Consider the following 14,810-nt stretch of genomic DNA (forward strand, 5'->3'; position numbering starts at 1 on the left):
CGCGCCAGAGAGATGAGCCGGAGCCTGCCAAGGGCGAGCATGAAGCCCGAGGACCTCGCCAGCCTGAAGGTGCTGGTGGTGGACGACAACATGAACGTCCAGCGGCTGATCTGCGACGTGCTGCGCGCGGGCGGCGTCGGCTGGGTGGAGACCGCCAGCGACGGGATGAAGGCGCGCGAGATGATCGGCCGCTGGGACCCGCACATCGTCTTCACCGACTGGAGCATGCCCGTGATGGGCGGGCTGGAGCTGACCCGCTCGATCCGCCGCGCTGCGCTCCACCCGGACCCGCGCATCCCCAACCCGCAGGTGCCGGTGGTCGTCGTCACCGGTCACCGCAGCGAGGCCGACGTGCAGAACGCCCGCAAGTGCGGGGTCAACGAGTTCGTCATCAAGCCCTTCACGCCGGCCGGCCTGCTGTCGCGGGTGCAGCTGGTGCTGCTGCGGCCGCGGCCGTTCATCGTCAGCGCCGACTACATCGGCCCCGATCGGCGCCGCCGCATCGAGCTGAGCTACACCGGGCCACTGCGGCGCCAGGGCGATCCGGACGAGATCGTCGACGAGGCCGAGCGTGCGGCGATCCGCGAGACCATCGGCGTCGAGCTGGAAGCGCTGCGCGCCCTGGTCGCCGCCCGCCGCGGCCTCGACCGCGACGCGCTGAAGATGATCTACCGGGTGATGCAGCACACCAGCTTCCGCGCCCACCAGGTCCGGGCGCTGGCGGTCAGCCGCGCCGCGACGCTGCTGATGGAGTACGTCGACGCCATGGGCGGCCACCAGCATTGCGAGCCCGAGGTGATGGAGGTGCACTTCCGCGCCATCGCCAAGCTGCTGCAGGTGGGGCCGGAGCAGGTCGAGGCGGTGGCGGCGATGGTCGACGAGCTGGAGGCGGTGGTCCGCCAGAAGATCGCCCGCCGCCGTGCGGCCTAGGTCTCAGCTTTCGGCTTGATGCGCACCAGCGGATAGAACAGTTCTTCCAGCCAGTGGGCCTCGTGCCCCGGCAGGCCGTAGCGCGACGGCCGGCCCTGCGGGATGTGCAGGGTGCCGAACGCCCAGTCCCACACCGACAGCACGATGCCGAAGTTGCGGTAGGCGGCGCCGTCGCGGCCGTAGCCGTGATGGGTGTGGTGCATGCCCGGCGAGACGATCACGTGCTCCAGCGCGCGGAACGCCGGGCCGAAGACGCGATGCCGACGGATCGGGTCGTCCCAGCGGAAGTTGGCGTGGGTGATCGCGTTCCAGGCCTGCAGCGTGAGGATTGTCGCCGCGGCGGCCTCGCCAAGCCCGAGGTAGACCGCCAGCGCGGTGACCCAGCCGGTCGGCAGGACGAAATACCAGAACACGTTCAGCCGCAGGAGCAGGCTGGTGTTCATGTGCTGGCCGGAGTGGTGCGTGCGGTGGATCTTCCACAGCACCGGCACGCGGGAGGCGGCGGTGGTGTGCGCCCAGCGGTGCACCCAGTAGAAGCAGAATTCCACCGCCAGCAGCACCGCCGGATAGGCGATCCACAGCGGCGTTCCCTTCAGCACGTCCTTGTACTGCGAGGGCAGCAGGACGCCGTAGGCGCTGGCGACCAGCAGCGTGGCGACCGGCGTCATCAACTTGCGGCCGGCGAAGGCGCCGATGAGGATCGGGACGTCGCTCTTGCGGTAGGCGCCCTTGTGCCGCCCAGCCACGAGCTCGGCCGCCAGCAGGACCACCGTCCCGATCGTGACCCACAAGAAGTACTGCTGCATGGCTTCTCCTCCTGGGCCCGGAGGATAGGTGGTCGATGCATGATGTCTAATGCATACGAAATCAATGTTGGATAACATCAAGACATGGATGTCGACCTCGCCAAACTGAACCATCTGCTGGTGATCGCCCGCACCGGCAGCTTTTCGCGGGCGGCGGAGGAGCTGCGGATCACCCAGCCGGCGCTGAGCCGCAGCGTCGCGGCGCTCGAGCAGCGGTTCGGGTTCCGGATTTTCGAACGCGGCCGCGGCGGGGCCGCGCCGACCGCCGTCGGGGCGCTGGTGCTGGCCGACGCCGAGGCGCTGCTGCGCGACGCGCGCTCGCTGGAGCAGAACCTCCACCTCTATGCCCGCGGCGAGGCCGGCAAGGTCGCCTTCGGCATGGGGCCGCTGATCGCCAGCCTGACGCTGCGCAAGCTGGCGGCGCAGATGATGGCCGCCCGGCCGCAGCTGCAGATCCGCTGCTCCGTGAAGTCGGCCGATGTCCTGCTGCGCGAGCTGGCGGACGGCGAGATCGAGATGCTGTTCTGCGCGACCGAGCAGATCACCCGCACGCCGGAGATCGCCATCCAGCCGCTGCAGGCGGTGACCCTGGCGATGATCGTGCGGGCGGGACACCCGTTGGCCGGCAAGACCGGGCTGACGCTGGCCGACGTCGTCGCCTATCCAATCGCGCATTCGGCCCATGCCGCAGCAGAGGAGCTGCATGCCGAGAGCCGGTTCGCCCGCGGCGGCGCGTTGTTCTGCGACAACTACGAGATCCTGCGCCAGGTGGTGCTGGACGGCGACGCGGTGTGGATGTCCTCGCCGCAGATGGTCGCCGACGACCTCGCCGCCGGGCGGCTGGCGCTGTTGGACGTCGCCGACATCCCGGCGCGGCGCAGCGAGATCGGCGTGGTGCGGCTGAAGGGGCGGACCAGCTCGCCCGCGGCCAGCGCCGTCACCGCCTGCGTCGCCGAGCTCATTGCCGGGTGAGCCGGAAGTCCTGGCGGCCATCGCCTCGCCCGCCTTCCCGCGCTACACCCCCGCCATGGCCGAAGCTTTCAACGACAAGCGCCTGACCGGCTCCAAGGCGGAGCTCTATGTCCAGGCGCGCGAGGAGATCGCCGCGGTGCTGGCCGGCGAACCGAGCCTGACCGCGCGGATGGCGACGGTCGCGGCGATGCTGGCGGCCACCTTCGACCACTACTTCTGGACCGGCTTCTATGTGGTCGATCCGGACCGGCCGGACGAGCTGGTGGTCGGCCCTTACCAGGGCACGCTGGGCTGCCTGCGCATCGCGTTCGGCCGCGGCGTCTGCGGGACCGCGGCGGCGACCCGCGAGCTGCAACTGGTGCCCGACGTGCACGCCTTCCCGGGCCACATCGCCTGCGACAGCCGGTCGGCGAGCGAGATCGTCGCGCCGGTGTTCGACGCCGCGGGGCGGCTGATCGCGGTGTTCGACGTCGATTCCGAGACCCCGGCGGCGTTCGACGCTGTCGACGCCGAGGGGCTGGCCGCGATTCTGGGCGATACGTTCGGCCGGCCGAGCTAACCGCGCGCGGCCCCTTGCGCTTCCGCGCCGGCGGGATCAAGAGCGGCGCTATAGATCGAAGAGAAGAGGGTGCGATGACTGGACGGGTTTACGCGATCACCGGCGCGTTCGGCGTGCTGGGTTCGGCGGTGGCCAAGGCGGCCGCGGCGCAAGGCGCGCGGCTGGCGCTGATCGACTTCGCCACCACGGCCCCGCAAGGCCTGCCCGCCGGCGACGACGTGCTGGCGCTGGGCGGCGTCGACCTGACCGATCCGGCCGCGGCCAAGGCGGCGGTGGACGCGATCGTCGCCCGCTTCGGCGGCCTCGACGTGCTGATCAACGTCGCCGGCGGCTTCCGCTGGGAGATGCACGAGGGCGGCGATCCGGAGACCTGGAGCAAGATGTTCCAGATGAACGTGCAGACCAACTCCAACATCAGCCGCGCCGCGCTGGCCGCGCTGAAGGCGAGCAAGTCGGGCCGGATCGTCAACATCGGCGCCAACGGCGCGGTGAAGGCCGGGACCGGCATGGGCGCCTACGCCGCCTCCAAGGCCGGCGTGCACAAGCTGACCGAGGCCCTGGCCGAAGAGCTGAAGGCCACCGGCGTGACGGTCAACGCCGTGCTGCCGTCGATCCTCGACACCGCGATCAACCGCGCCGACATGCCCGACGCCGACTTCTCCACCTGGGTGAAGGCCGAGGAGCTGGCGACGGTGATCCTGTTCCTCGCCTCCGAACAGGCGAGCGCGGTGACCGGCGCGCTGGTCCCGGTGACCGGCCGGGTCTGAGACACGAGGTCCGATGCTCCCCCTGAGGGGAGGATCTTCAGCGGTCGCCGGGTAGCTTCAGGCTGATCCGGCAGACCAGGCCGGCGGGATCGAAGTCGAGCACGCTCGCCCCGTCGGCGCCGAGGCTGCGCTCGATAAGGCGTGAACCGAATCCGCGGCGGGTCGGCGGCTGCACCGTGGGCCCGCCGGTCTCGCGCCAGACGAGTTCGAGCCGCGGAAGGTCCGTGTCGACCACCGACCAGGCGACCATGACGCAGCCGGCCGGCGTCGAGAGGGCGCCGTACTTGGCGGCGTTGGTGGCGAGCTCGTGGAAGATCAGCCCCAGCGCCAGGGCTTCGCTCGGGGGCAGGTCGAGCTCGGGGCCGTCGCAGCGGTAGCGGCCGGCGCCGAATGGACGCAGCTCGATCTTCAGCGCGTCGGTCAGCGCCGCGCTGCGCCAGTTGGTCGCCGTCAGCAGGTCATGCGTCGCCGACAGCGCCATCAGCCGCGCCTGGAAGGCCTGCTTGAACGCCGCCGGCTCCGCCGTCGTGCGCAAGGTCTGGGCGGCGATCGCCTGCACCGTGGCCAGGGTGTTCTTCACCCGATGGTTCAGCTCGTCGACCAGCAGCTTCTGCTGTTCCTCGGCCTTCACCCGGTCGGTGACGTCGGCGCCCTCGACGAAGACGCCCCAGACCTGGCCGGCGGCGTTGTGGATCGGCTGGTAGATGAAGTCGAGGAAGCGCTCTTCCGGCGGCACGTCCGCGGCGCGCTGCAGGAAGACGCTGTTGGCCCGGCCGACGTAGGGCGCGCCCTCGCGCATCACCTTTTCGAGCCGCTCGGGAACGCCCTGGTCCGCCACTTCCGGCAGGGCTTCGCGGATCGGCCGGCCGATCACCGGACGATGGCCGATCAGGTGCTGGTAGGCGGCGTTCGCCAGGGCGAAGCGCAGATCCGGCCCGGTCAGCACCGCCATGAACCCCGGCGCCTGCAGGAAGAGGTCGCGCAGTCCCTCGGTCTCCTGCAGCAGCGCCGCGTTGGCCGCCTCGACCTCGCGGGCGCGCTGCAACAGGTCGGCCTCGCCAGGCGCGGGCCGGCGTCGGCCGGCGCCGTAGGCGATCTGCTTCAGCTGCTGCAGCTCGGTGACGTCGACGGTGTTCTGGACGATGAACTCGGCGCTTCCGTCCGGGGCGGGCAACGGGGTGTGCACCGCCGACCAGTAGCGCATGGCGAAGCCGCCGCCGCGGCTGGCGGGCATCGGGATCGGATAGGGGATCAAGGGCAGGCTGTGTGGTCGGCCGGTCGCCAGCACCTGTTCGAAGGAATGGCGCAGCCGCTGGCCGCTCGGTCCGTCGTTGGGGAAGAGGTCGAAGATGTAGTTGCCGATCAGCTCCTCGCGCCGCCGCTCGGTGGCCGCGCAATAGGCCGGGTTCGCCTCGACGTACCGAAGGTTCCGGTCGAGCACCATGTGCGGGCTCGGCAGCGCCTGGAAGAGGGCGGTGAAGTCCGGGGTCCGGCTGGCCGTCATGAGCGCCGCGCCCGCATCATCCATGGCCGTTGTTCAAGTGGAACCCCCGGGAAAATGCTTGAACGCACAACAGCCTAGCTGGTTTCGCCGCAGGCCAGTGCCGCTTCGCGCGAAGAAGCCTATATGATCGGCCCATGCTCGAAAGCGCCGAAGCGCCGCTGAAAGGCGCCGCCCTGATCAAGGACGAGGTCCAACGCCTGCCCGACGCGCCAGGCGTCTACCGGATGCTGGGCGAGGCCGGGGAGGTGCTCTACGTCGGCAAGGCGCGGAGCCTGAAGAAGCGCGTGCTGCAGTACGCGCAAGGGCGCTTCCACACCCAACGCATCGCCCACATGGTCGACCTCACCCGGGCGATGGAGTTCGTCTCCACCCGGACCGAGACCGACGCCCTGCTGCTCGAGATCAATCTGATCAAGCAGCTGAAGCCGCGCTTCAACGTGCTGCTGCGCGACGACAAGAGCTTCCCCGAGATCGTCATCCGCCGCGACCACGCCGCGCCGCAACTGCGCAAGCACCGCGGGGCGCACACCATCAAGGGCGACTATTTCGGGCCGTTCGCCTCGGCCTGGGCGGTGAACCGCACGCTCAACACGCTGCAGAAGGCCTTCCTGCTCCGCTCCTGCACCGACAGCGTCTACGAGAGCCGCACCCGGCCCTGCATGCTGCACCAGATCCGCCGCTGCGCGGCGCCCTGCACCGGGCTGATCGGCGTCGAGGACTATGGCGCGCTGGTCGAGCAGGCCGAGGACTTCCTGCGCGGCAAGAGCCGGGCGGTGGTCGCCCGGATGGCCAGGGAGATGCAGGAAGCCTCCGACGAGATGGAGTTCGAGCGCGCCGCGCGGCTGCGCGACCGGATCCGTGCGCTGGCGGCGATCGCCCAGGAGCAGCAGATCAATCCCGAGACGCTGGAGGAGGCCGACGTCTTCGCCCTGCACGCCGACGGCGGCCAGGCCTGCGTCCAGGTGTTCTTCTTCCGCGCCGGCCAGAACTGGGGCAACCGGGCCTACTTCCCGCGCGTCGACAAGAGCGACGAGGATCCGGACGTGATGAACGCCTTCCTCGGCCAGTTCTACGACGACAAGCCGATCCCCAAGGTGATCCTGGTGAACGTCGAGCCGTCGGAGAAGGAGCTGCTGGCCGACGCCTTCTGCCTCAAGGCCGGCCGCAAGGTGGAGATCAGCCGGCCGCAGCGCGGCGAAAAGCGCCAGCTGGTCGACCACGCCCTGACCAACGCCCGCGAGGCGCTGGGCCGCAAGATGGCCGAGGGCTCGGCCCAGTCGAAGCTGCTGGCCGGGGTCTGCGAGGCCTTCGGCCTGGAGGGCAATCCGGAGCGGATCGAGGTCTACGACAACAGCCACATCATGGGCACCAATGCGGTCGGCGGGATGATCGTCGCCGGCCCCGAGGGCTTCCAGAAGAGCCAGTACCGCAAATTCAACATCCGCTCGTCCGAGCTCACCCCGGGCGACGACTACGGCATGATGCGCGAGGTGCTGCGCCGGCGCTTCTCGCGGCTGGTCAAGGAAGAGGAGGAGGGCGAGGGCGCCATCCGTCCCGACCTGGTGCTGATCGACGGCGGGGCGGGCCAGCTCGTGGCCGCAACGGAGATCATGGCCGACCTCGGCGTCGACGACATCCCGGTGGTGGGCGTGGCCAAGGGCCCGGACCGCGACGCGGGGCTGGAGCGGTTCTTCATGCCGGGCAAGACGCCCTTCATGCTCGAGCCGAAGTCGCCGGTGCTCTACTACCTGCAGCGCCTGCGCGACGAAGCCCACCGCTTCGCCATCGGCACGCATCGCGCCAAGCGCTCGGCGGAGATGAAGAAGAACCCGCTCGACGAGATCGACGGCGTCGGTCCGTCCCGCAAGCGCGCCCTGCTGCACGCCTTCGGCTCCGCCCGCGGCGTCAGCCGCGCCTCGGCCGACGATCTGGCCAAGGTCGAGGGCGTCAGCGAAGCGCTCGCTCAGCGGATCTTCGACTACTTCCGGAAGGCCTAAGGGGGCCTCCTCCCCTTGCGGGAGAAGGTGGCCCGCGAAGCGGGTCGGATGAGGGGTCGAAGATCGCGACCGCTTGCGCCATGCTGCCATGGGCCGCGAGGCGAGCATCGAACAGGCGAGACGGTTGCGGCAGTCCGCGCCCGCGACCGAGCGCAGCCTGTGGAAGCTGCTGCGGCATCGGCGAGGTCTGAGAGACTCCTCATCCGGCCCTTTGGGCCACCTTCTCCCGCAAGGGGGAGAAGGGCTCCCGCAAGGACCCGCAAGGGGAGAGGAGGCTTCACTTCAGCCCATACTTCGCGAACCGGGCGGCGACGTCGGGGTCGAGGCTGGCGGCCTGGGCGAAGTCGGCTTTGGCGCCGGCGCCGTCGCCCAGCCGCTGCTGGGCCAGGCCGCGGCCGTAGAGGGCGCTGGCCAAGACTGGCTTGAGCTTCAGCGCGGCCTGATAGTCGGCGAGCGCCGGCGCGCTCTCGCCGCGCTGCAGGCGCACCAGGGCGCGGGTCTCGTAGGCCTCGGCCAGTTGCGCATCGCGCGCGATCGCCGCGTCGGCGTCGGCCAGGGCGGCGTCGAGATCGCGGCCGGCCAGCGCGCGCGCCCAGGCGCGGGTCGCCAGCGCTTCCGCAGAGTTGGGCGACCGGCGCACCGCCTCCTCGGCGTCGGCGAACGCTTGGTCGTGCGCGCCGGTCGACTCATAGGCCACCGCCCGGCGCAGGCGGGCGGCGAGGTCGTCGGGCTGCTGGTCGAGCACCGCGGTGAGGTCCGCGGCCGCGCCGGCGTCGTCGCCTAGCCGCATGCGGAGCTGGGCGCGGTTGGCCAGCGCCAGGGTGTAGCCGGGCCGCAAGGCCAGCGCCTGGTCGAAGTCGGCGCGGGCGCCGGTAAGGTCGCCCTGGCTCGCCCGTGCGTCGCCGCGGTTGTTGTAGGCGGCCGCGTCCTGCGGGGCCCGGGCGATCGCTTCGCCGTAGGTCAGCACCGCGGCGTCGAACCGGCCGCGGGCGGCCTGCAGATAGGCCAGCTGGAACAGCGCCTGCGGATCCTTCGGCGCCGCCTGGCGCGCGGCCTCGGCGTCGGCGCCGGCGCGCGCCAGATCGCCCTGGGCGGTCCAGACCGCGGCGCGGCCGAGCCGGGCTTTCGCGAAGTCGGGGCGGGCCTTCAGCGCCGCGTCGTAGTCCGCCAGCGCCAGCGCGAAGTCCCTACGGCCGGCGTAGACCCCGGCGCGGTGCGCCAGCGCCGGGGCGTGGTTCGGCTGCAGCTTGAGCGCCGCGGTGAAGTCGGCCATGGCGCGGTCGGCGTCGCCGGCGCGCAGCAAGGCCAGGCCGCGTTGGTCCAGCAGTTCCGCCGACGGCGGCGCCAGTTCGACCGCCTGGTCGTAGTCGGCGAGCGCGCCGGCGGTGTTCCCGCGCGCGGCCCGCGCCGTGGCCCGGCCCAGCCAGCCGTCGACGAAGTCCGGCTTCAGCTGCACGGCGGCGTCGTAGTCGTCCTCGGCCTGGGCGTAGTCCGCCTTGGCGTAGTGCACCCCGCCGCGGCCGGCGTAGGCCTCGGCCAGCGTCGGGTCGAGCCGGGCGGCCTCGTCATAGTCGACCAGTGCGGACTCCAGCGCCCCCTGGGCTTGGTGGACGACGCCGCGGTTGAAATGCGCCACCGCCAGGTGGTCGGGGATTTCGCGCCGGGATTGGATCACGCCGGTGCAGCCATCGATCTGCTGCGCCGGACCGACGCCGTTGTCGCCGACGCAGGCGAGCCAGGACTCGAACAGTCCGGCGCGCGCCGGCGCGGCGGCCAGCAGACCGATGAAAAGGGCTGCGCTCAGGACTGGCGTGCGCACGCGCGTTCTCCACCGTTCGGAGCCCGCCCGGGGGGAAGGATAAGGGCGGAAGCCGCCGGCCGCGAAGCGAAAATCCGGCGCTCGCGGGCCGGGCGATCGCCGGCGCCCAATCCTCGCGCGCCGCTGCAGGCCTGGGAAATCCCGCTCCGCTTGTCAGGGTTTGTCCGGGCGCCGATCGCCGGCCGCTGATGGCAGAGTTCGGCCGCTGAGAGGGCGGCGATGACCAGGATCCAGGTCGCAGCGTCAACGGTCGGGTGTCGAGGCGAAGATTTCGTCTGCATTGTCGGCGCGCCGAGAAGCGGCACGACCTCCTTGGCGGGCTTTCTCCAGGATCATCCGGACGTCTGCTTCTCGCGGGTGAAGGAGCCGCACTTCTTCTCGCAACTGGACCTCAGTGGCCTGGCGCCCGACGAGCTCGGCGGCGTCTTGTCCCGCCAGTACCTCGCGCGCTACTTCCCGCATCACGTGGACGGGCGGCTGCTCGCCGAGGGCTCGGTTTCGTACCTCTATGCGCCGCAGCAGATGGCGCCGATCCTGCGCGCCTGGCCGAACGCGAAGTTCGTCATCGCCGTGCGCGACCCGCTGGAGATGCTGCCGTCGCTGCACCTGCGCCTGCTCTACACCGGCGACGAGACGGTCACCGACTTCGAACGCGCCTGGGCGCTGATGGCCGAGCGGCGGCAGGGCCGCGCGGTCCCGCCGAGCTGCATCGATCCCCGGCTGCTCCAGTACGAGGAGGCCGGAAGGCTGGGCGCGCATGTCGCGGCCTTCTTCGACGCTGTCGGCCGCGAACGCTGCTTTGTCGTCGTCTTCGACGACCTCGCCGCCGACCCGGAGGGGGTCTACGAACGGCTGCTCAGCTTCCTCGAGCTGCCGCCGCATCCGCGCGAGGACTTTGCGCCGCGGCGCGCCGGGCGCGGCTACAAGATCGCCTGGCTGCAGCGGCTGTTGAAGCGGCCGCCGAAGGTGACCCGCCAGGTGCTGGCCGGCGACAAATTCCGCGAGCGTGTCCGCAGTCTCGAGGGGCGGCGGACCGATCCGGCGGCGATCCGGGCCATCCTGGCCGGCCGCAAGGCGCTGCTGCGCTGGAACCACGCGCCGGCGGAAGTTGCGGCGCTGTCGCCGGAGATGCGCGCCTGTATCCGTGAGACATTGGCGGACGAGGTGGCGCACCTCTCCGAGCTGATCGGGCGCGATCTCGGCCACTGGCTGGACGGCGCGCCGGCCATGGCCGAGGTAGCGACGCCGCGGCGCATTCCCGCCGACGGCGAAGCGCCGTATGTCTGGGACGGGACGATCTAGGAAAGATCTGAGTCGCAGATGGACGACGCCGGCGGGCCGCAGCGCAAGCCGCACTACGACTACGGCTATGACGGCGTGGAGTTCAGCCCTGCGGAAGCGGGCGCCCAGCCGGACGCCGTCCTCAAACCGCCACGTCGGCGGCTCTTCACCCTGCGCCGAGTGTTGATCGGTCTGGCGGTCGCCGTCGGGCTGTTCGCCCTGCTGGTCGGGTGGCTGAGCTGGCGCTTGCCGGTGTCGCGTGCGCTCGATCCCCTGCCGAGTCCGGCGCTGGTGCTGGTCAGCGCCGACGGCCATCCGTTCGCTCGTCGCGGCGCGCTGAAGGACCGGCCGGTGGTGGTCGAGGAACTCCCGGCGCACGTGCCGGCCGCCTTCGTGGCGATCGAGGACCGGCGCTTCTACCGGCACTTCGGCATCGACCTGGTCGGCATCGGCCGGGCGATGGCGACCAACCTGCGCGAGCGCGGCATCCGCCAGGGCGGCAGCACCCTGACCCAGCAGCTGGCCAAGACCGCCTTCCTCAGCCCGGAACGCACCGTGCGGCGCAAGCTGCAGGAGGTGTTCATCGCGATCTGGCTGGAGGCGCGGCTGACCAAGCAGGAGATCCTCTCCCGCTATCTCTCCAGCGTCTATTTCGGCGACGGGGTGTTCGGCCTGCGCGCCGCCTCGCTGCACTATTTCGCCAAGCCGCCGGAGAAGCTCAGCGTCGGCGAAGCGGCGATGCTGGCCGGGCTGGTCAAGGCGCCCTCGAAGCTCAATCCGGCCGACCATCCGCAGGCGGCGCTGAAGCGCCAGCGGGTGGTGCTGGCCGCCATGGTCGAGACCAAGGCGATCACCGACGCTCAGGCCCAGCGCGCGCGCCGGGTGCGCATCCGCACCGCCGAGCCGCTGCCGGTGGGCGGCTATTTCGCCGACTGGGCCGCCCCGCAGCTGAAGCAGGCGCTCGATCCGCAGTACGGCCGGATGCAGGTGCGCACGACGCTGGACTCCCGGCTGCAGCGCCGCGCCGAGCGGGCGGTGCGCTACTGGCTGGACGGTCAGGGCCGCCGCCAGGGCGCGACCCAGGCGGGGCTGGTCGCCATGCGGCCCGACGGGGCGGTGGTGGCGATGGTCGGCGGGCGCGACTACGACCAGAGCCAGTTCAACCGCGCGGTCCAGGCCAAGCGTCAGCCGGGCTCGGCCTTCAAGCTGTTCGTCTACCTGGCGGCGCTGCGCGACGGCGCCCGGCCGGACTCGCTGGTCTCCGAGGCGCCGATCACCGTCGGCGGTTGGACACCGCGCAACTTCGAGCGGACCTCCGGCGGGCTGATGACGCTGGAGGACGCCTTCGCCCAGTCGAGCAACATCGCCGCGGTGCGGGTGGCCGAGACCGTCGGCCGCGACAAGGTCATCGAGGCGGCCCAGGAGCTCGGCGTCGCCAGCCCTCTGGTGCGCGACGCCACCCTGCCGCTCGGCACCTCGGAAATGACGCTGATCGAGCTGACCTCGGCCTACGCCGGCGTGGCCGCCGGCCACGCGCCGGTGCAGCCCTACGCCCTGCTCGACGGCCACCAGCCGCTGCAGGCGCCGCGGGCGCTGCCGTCGGAGCAGCGGATGGCGCTGCTCGAGCTGCTGTCGGCGGCGGTGCGCAACGGCACCGCGCATGCCGCCTATGTCGGCCAGCCGGTGTTCGGCAAGACCGGCACCACCCAGGACCATCGCGACGCGGTGTTCGTCGGCTTCACCGGCGACATCATCGTCGGCGTCTGGGTCGGCAACGACGACCACTCGCCGATGCAGGGCGTCACCGGCGGCGGCCTGCCGGCGCAGATCTGGCGCACCTTCGTCGCCAGCGGCCTGGACGCCGGCCTGGTCGAGCGGGTGCGTCCGCCGCCCCCGCCGCCTGCGCCGCCGCCGGAACTGGAGGAGCGCGGGCTGCCCGGCTTCCTGCGCCGCGCCTGGGAAGGGCTGTTCGGGGCGTAGGGCCTTCTCGATCCGCTCATCCCGGCGAAGGCCGGGACCCAGGTTCAGCCGCGGGAGTTCGATGGATGAGCGCAGGTGCGCCCGCGCCCATCTCCGAGCCCGCCATCTGGATCCCGGCCTTCGCCGGGATGAACGGATAGATGAAATCCGCTCTCACGCGTTGACCCCGCTGTTCAGCTTGCCAAGGTGCGCCGCATGAAAGCTTTGCCGAACATCCTGACTTCCCTGCGCCTGGTGCTGGCGCTGTTCATGTTCGTGGCGCTGGCCGCCGCGGCGGGGGCCGTGCCGTTTCTTGGCGACGAGCTGACGCCCGATCAGCAGTTCGCGCTGGAACGCTGGGCGGTGATCGCCTTTGTGGTCGCGGCGGTGACCGACTTCGTCGACGGCTGGCTGGCGCGCAAGCTCGACGCCACCAGCGTCTGGGGCGCGATCCTCGACCCGATCGGCGACAAGGTGCTGGTCTGCGGCGCGGTGCTGGGCCTGTTGGCGCTCGGGCCGCAGCCGATGGTCGTGCTGCCGGCGGGGCTGATCCTGTTCCGCGAGTTCACCGTCAGCGCGCTGCGCGAGGTCGGCGCCGGCAAGGGGATCAAGCTGCCGGTCACCGTGCTGGCCAAGTGGAAGACCACCCTGCAGCTCACCGCGCTGGCGCTGGAGCTGCTGGTCTCGTCCTGGGGCGCGTTCGGCCTGCCGGACGATCCGGCGGTGCAGGGCCCGGTGACCGCCCTGGCGCACGGCCTGTTCTGGCTGGCAGCCATCGTCACCATCGTCACCGGCGCTCAGTACTGGGAACAGACCCGCAAGGCGCTGCGGGATTAAGCGGCCTCCCCAAATCCGCTCATCCCGGCGAAGGCCGGGACCCAGATTCAGGCGCGGGTTTCTGATGGGATGAGCGCAGGACCGCTTGGACCCGTGCCGTGCTCGCCATCTGGCTCCCGGCCTTCGCCGGGATGAGCGGGATTTTTGATGGCTACGCCATCGCCGCGTAGGCGGCGCGCCAGAAGTCCTTGTGCAACTGCGGCGGGTCGGGGCCGTCGAACACCCGCTGGGTCAGCAGGATCGCCACCAGCCCGTTGGCCGGGTCGTTGAACCAGGAGGTGCCGAAGCCGCCGTTCCAGCCGTAGGCCCCGCGGGCGATCCCATAGGGGTTTTCGCCGACCTGCACGCCGACGCCCAGGCCCCAGCCCCAGCCGGGGCCGAGGATCTCGCGGCCGTCGTCCATCTGCGCCTCGGTTAACGCATTGGTCTGCATCAGGCGCAGCGAGGCCGGCGACAACAGCTGGCGGCCGTCCGGGGCGCGGCCGGTGAGCAGGAAGCGCGCGAACCGGCCGAAGTCGTCGGCGGTCGCGACCAGGCCGCTGTCCCCGGCCGGAAAGACCGGCGGCTGCGTGTAGCGGCCGTCCGGCGCATCGAACAGCTCGAGCTTGCCGTCCTGCGGGAAGTAGCCGGTGACCGTGCGGTCGATCTTCTCCGGCGGAATCCAGAATCCGGTGTCGATCATGCCGAGCGGCCCGAGGATGCGCTCCTGGATAAAGACGTCGAGCGGCTGGCCGGCGGCGCGGGCGACCAGTACGCCCAGCACATTGGAGCCGACCGTGTAGAGCCAGCGCGCGCCGGGCTGGGCCATCAGCGGCAAGTCGGCGAGCCTGGCCATGTAGGCGTCCGGCGTCAGCGGCGAGGTCGGGTCGGGCATGCCGAAGCCGGGCAGGTCGGCGACCGCCGCCTGGATCGGCAGGTCGGGATCGAACAGCACGCCCCAGCCCAGCCGGAAGGTGAAGACGTCGGCGACGGTGATCGGCCGCTCCGCCGGGACCGTGTCGTCCAGCGGCGAGGCGAGGGTGCGCAGCACTCGCCGGCCGGCGAGTTCGGGCAGCAGCCGCTCGACCGGCTCGTCCAGGCTGAGCTTGCCGTCCTCGATCAGCATCAGCGCTGCGGCGGCCGTGACCGGCTTGGTCATCGAGGCGAGCCGGAAGATCGCGTCCCACGGCATCGGCGCGGCGCCGTCGTCCAGCGACATCCGTCCCGCGGTGACGATGCGGGTCTCCTCGCCGCGCGACAGCAGGCCCACCAGTCCAGGGGCGGAGCACTGGGCGACGTGGTCCTCAAGCAGCGCCTGCAGGCGCGCCACGCCGGTTTCGCTCAACGTCATGGGGTCTCTGCTCCTGGCCATGGCGCCCGCAGGTCGCCTGAAGTCTCAA

The 14,810-nt window shown here is 71.2% G+C and carries 12 protein-coding genes; 8 read left to right on the plus strand and 4 right to left on the minus strand.

The features are described 5' to 3' along the window. Positions 1-39: 39 nt before the first annotated feature. Positions 40-930 carry a response regulator gene (locus tag ACSQ14_RS05220; protein WP_436010429.1) on the plus strand — a complete coding sequence of 297 codons (891 nt, stop codon included), beginning with the start codon at positions 40-42 and terminating at the stop codon, positions 928-930. On the opposite strand, the gene ACSQ14_RS05225 is transcribed toward ACSQ14_RS05220, so the two are convergent. After that, positions 927-1,736: a sterol desaturase family protein gene (locus ACSQ14_RS05225; RefSeq protein WP_436010431.1), complete on the minus strand. Its 810-nt coding sequence runs from the start codon at positions 1,734-1,736 to the stop codon at positions 927-929. The genes ACSQ14_RS05220 and ACSQ14_RS05225 overlap by 4 nt on opposite strands. A gap of 84 nt (positions 1,737-1,820) precedes the next feature. On the opposite strand from ACSQ14_RS05225, the gene ACSQ14_RS05230 reads away from it, so the two are divergent. From ACSQ14_RS05230 to ACSQ14_RS05240, 3 genes are all read left to right on the plus strand, one after another. After that, positions 1,821-2,708: a LysR family transcriptional regulator gene (locus tag ACSQ14_RS05230; RefSeq protein ID WP_436010433.1), complete on the plus strand. Its 888-nt coding sequence runs from the start codon at positions 1,821-1,823 to the stop codon at positions 2,706-2,708. 55 nt (positions 2,709-2,763) lie between these two features. Further along, positions 2,764-3,267 carry a GAF domain-containing protein gene (locus ACSQ14_RS05235; protein ID WP_436015363.1) on the plus strand — a complete coding sequence of 168 codons (504 nt, stop codon included), beginning with the start codon at positions 2,764-2,766 and terminating at the stop codon, positions 3,265-3,267. A 74-nt stretch (positions 3,268-3,341) separates the two neighbouring features. Continuing rightward, positions 3,342-4,034 (plus strand): SDR family NAD(P)-dependent oxidoreductase, encoded by a 693-nt coding sequence (locus ACSQ14_RS05240; RefSeq protein ID WP_436010435.1) that lies wholly within the window; start codon positions 3,342-3,344, stop codon positions 4,032-4,034. 37 nt (positions 4,035-4,071) lie between these two features. Here the strand turns inward: ACSQ14_RS05240 and ACSQ14_RS05245 are convergent, their stop codons facing one another. Continuing rightward, on the minus strand, positions 4,072-5,562 hold the full coding sequence (locus ACSQ14_RS05245; protein WP_436010437.1) for a sensor histidine kinase: 1,491 nt from the start codon (positions 5,560-5,562) through the stop codon (positions 4,072-4,074). A gap of 110 nt (positions 5,563-5,672) precedes the next feature. Between ACSQ14_RS05245 and uvrC the strand changes: the two genes are divergently transcribed. Continuing rightward, entirely contained in the window at positions 5,673-7,535 is a 1,863-nt protein-coding gene (uvrC, locus tag ACSQ14_RS05250; RefSeq protein ID WP_436010439.1) for an excinuclease ABC subunit UvrC, read from the plus strand. Between the two features lie 277 nt (positions 7,536-7,812). Here uvrC and ACSQ14_RS05255 read toward each other — a convergent pair whose 3' ends face one another. Further along, positions 7,813-9,354: a tetratricopeptide repeat protein gene (locus ACSQ14_RS05255; protein ID WP_436010441.1), complete on the minus strand. Its 1,542-nt coding sequence runs from the start codon at positions 9,352-9,354 to the stop codon at positions 7,813-7,815. Positions 9,355-9,573: 219 nt separating this feature from the next. Between ACSQ14_RS05255 and ACSQ14_RS05260 the strand changes: the two genes are divergently transcribed. From ACSQ14_RS05260 to pgsA, 3 genes are all read left to right on the plus strand, one after another. After that, positions 9,574-10,656, plus strand: coding sequence for a sulfotransferase family protein (locus tag ACSQ14_RS05260; RefSeq protein ID WP_436010443.1), 1,083 nt, complete (start codon positions 9,574-9,576; stop codon positions 10,654-10,656). A gap of 18 nt (positions 10,657-10,674) precedes the next feature. Then, positions 10,675-12,615, plus strand: a complete 1,941-nt coding sequence (locus ACSQ14_RS05265) for a transglycosylase domain-containing protein (RefSeq protein ID WP_436010445.1) — start codon at positions 10,675-10,677, stop codon at positions 12,613-12,615. A 195-nt stretch (positions 12,616-12,810) separates the two neighbouring features. Then, complete coding sequence (gene pgsA, locus ACSQ14_RS05270) at positions 12,811-13,431, plus strand: CDP-diacylglycerol--glycerol-3-phosphate 3-phosphatidyltransferase (RefSeq protein WP_436010447.1); 621 nt, start codon at positions 12,811-12,813, stop codon at positions 13,429-13,431. 151 nt (positions 13,432-13,582) lie between these two features. Here pgsA and ACSQ14_RS05275 read toward each other — a convergent pair whose 3' ends face one another. Continuing rightward, positions 13,583-14,761 (minus strand): serine hydrolase domain-containing protein, encoded by a 1,179-nt coding sequence (locus ACSQ14_RS05275; protein WP_436010449.1) that lies wholly within the window; start codon positions 14,759-14,761, stop codon positions 13,583-13,585. Positions 14,762-14,810: the final 49 nt, after the last annotated feature.

Origin of the sequence: Phenylobacterium sp. LjRoot219, from assembly GCF_964252995.1 — a bacterium.
Taxonomy (GTDB): Bacteria; Pseudomonadota; Alphaproteobacteria; order Caulobacterales; family Caulobacteraceae; genus Phenylobacterium.

Coding starts and splice junctions, on each gene's coding strand:
- ACSQ14_RS05220 (WP_436010429.1), top strand. CDS start 40: ATGAAGCCCGAGGACCTCGCCAGCCTGAAGGTGCTGGTGGTGGACGAC.
- ACSQ14_RS05225 (WP_436010431.1), bottom strand. CDS start 1,736: ATGCAGCAGTACTTCTTGTGGGTCACGATCGGGACGGTGGTCCTGCTG.
- ACSQ14_RS05230 (WP_436010433.1), top strand. CDS start 1,821: ATGGATGTCGACCTCGCCAAACTGAACCATCTGCTGGTGATCGCCCGC.
- ACSQ14_RS05235 (WP_436015363.1), top strand. CDS start 2,764: ATGGCCGAAGCTTTCAACGACAAGCGCCTGACCGGCTCCAAGGCGGAG.
- ACSQ14_RS05240 (WP_436010435.1), top strand. CDS start 3,342: ATGACTGGACGGGTTTACGCGATCACCGGCGCGTTCGGCGTGCTGGGT.
- ACSQ14_RS05245 (WP_436010437.1), bottom strand. CDS start 5,562: ATGGATGATGCGGGCGCGGCGCTCATGACGGCCAGCCGGACCCCGGAC.
- uvrC (WP_436010439.1), top strand. CDS start 5,673: ATGCTCGAAAGCGCCGAAGCGCCGCTGAAAGGCGCCGCCCTGATCAAG.
- ACSQ14_RS05260 (WP_436010443.1), top strand. CDS start 9,574: ATGACCAGGATCCAGGTCGCAGCGTCAACGGTCGGGTGTCGAGGCGAA.
- ACSQ14_RS05265 (WP_436010445.1), top strand. CDS start 10,675: ATGGACGACGCCGGCGGGCCGCAGCGCAAGCCGCACTACGACTACGGC.
- pgsA (WP_436010447.1), top strand. CDS start 12,811: ATGAAAGCTTTGCCGAACATCCTGACTTCCCTGCGCCTGGTGCTGGCG.
- ACSQ14_RS05275 (WP_436010449.1), bottom strand. CDS start 14,761: ATGACGTTGAGCGAAACCGGCGTGGCGCGCCTGCAGGCGCTGCTTGAG.